At 72.1% G+C, this 1,039-nt stretch carries 3 protein-coding genes; 1 reads left to right on the forward strand and 2 read right to left on the reverse strand.

Translation table 11 applies throughout. From position 1 onward, the window contains the following. On the forward strand, positions 1-229 hold a 229-nt coding region (locus IC63_RS16705; protein WP_036722767.1), incomplete at its 5' end, for a PfkB family carbohydrate kinase. On the opposite strand, the gene IC63_RS16710 is transcribed toward IC63_RS16705, so the two are convergent. Both IC63_RS16710 and IC63_RS17805 read right to left on the reverse strand, forming a co-directional pair. Beyond that, the gene (locus IC63_RS16710) at positions 226-900 is read right to left on the reverse strand and encodes a GntR family transcriptional regulator (RefSeq protein ID WP_052042356.1); all 675 of its coding nucleotides are present in this window, start codon (positions 898-900) and stop codon (positions 226-228) included. The two genes, IC63_RS16705 and IC63_RS16710, sit on opposite strands and share 4 nt — an antisense overlap. A 7-nt stretch (positions 901-907) precedes the next feature. Beyond that, positions 908-1,039 (reverse strand): SDR family oxidoreductase (locus tag IC63_RS17805; protein ID WP_156965542.1); only part of this gene is annotated, 132 nt, incomplete at its 5' end.

Below are 1,039 nucleotides of genomic sequence, written 5' to 3' on the forward strand. Positions count from 1 at the left end.
GGTCAAGAACGGTGGCGGTCCGGTTCATTACGCCGGCGCCGAGGGCGAGGGCTGCGTCGCCGATTTGCCCCGCATCCAGCCGGTCGATACCACCGCCGCCGGGGACAGCTTCAACGCCGGCTACCTTGCCGCGCGGCTGACGGGGCAGGACATCGCGACCGCGATCCGCGCCGGCCACGCCGTGGCGCAGCGGGTCATCTCGGCCCGGGGGGCGCTGGTCGAGATCTAGGCCTCGGCGTCGTCATCCGAGAAATGGGCGTCCAGGTTGCGCACCAGCCCGTCCAGATGCGATTCCATGTGCGCCCGCATCGCCGGCCAGTCGCGGGCGGCCAGCGCATCGACCATGCCGCGATGGGCGGCCAGCACCTGCGCCGCATCCGACCGCCGCCGCGCCGACAGGAACCGGATCCGCCACAGCCGGGCCAGGTATTCGCCATAGCTGCGGCTCAGCGCCGCGTTGTGCCCGGCGGCGACGATGGCGCGGTGCATGCGCATGTCGATGTCGAACACCTCGACCTTGTCGCCGGTGGCGTGGTTGTCCTCGACCGCGCGGGCCAGCGCCGCGATCGCCGCGATTTCCGAGTCGGTGGCGTTGGCGCAGGCCAGCTCTCCGCCGGCAAGCTCCAGCAGCCGCAGCACCGCCACCTCGTCCATCGCTTCGGCCCGGGTCAGGTCGGTGACCAGCGGGCTGCGCAGGGGGCGCAGCGTGACCAGCCCCTCCTTGGCGAGGATCCGCACCGCCTCGCGCAGCGGGGTCCGGCTGATCCCCAGCCGTTCGGCGTGGTCGCGTTCCTTGATCGGGCTGCCGGGGGCGATGGCGCCGGTCAGGATCTCGCGCCGAAGCCGGTCCGCGATGGCGGCGGGGAAGGTGGCGGAATCCGGGGGCGCGGCGCTGGTCATGCGACCCCTATAAGGAGGCGGTGATGCCGCCGTCCACATAAACGACCGTGCCGTTGACGAAGGACGCGGCGTCCGAGGACAGGGACACCGCCGCCCCCACCAGTTCCTCCACCCGTCCCTTATACCCCACTGACGCCGG

The sequence above is a fragment of the Paracoccus sphaerophysae genome (assembly GCF_000763805.1).
Classification (GTDB): domain Bacteria; phylum Pseudomonadota; class Alphaproteobacteria; order Rhodobacterales; family Rhodobacteraceae; genus Paracoccus; species Paracoccus sphaerophysae.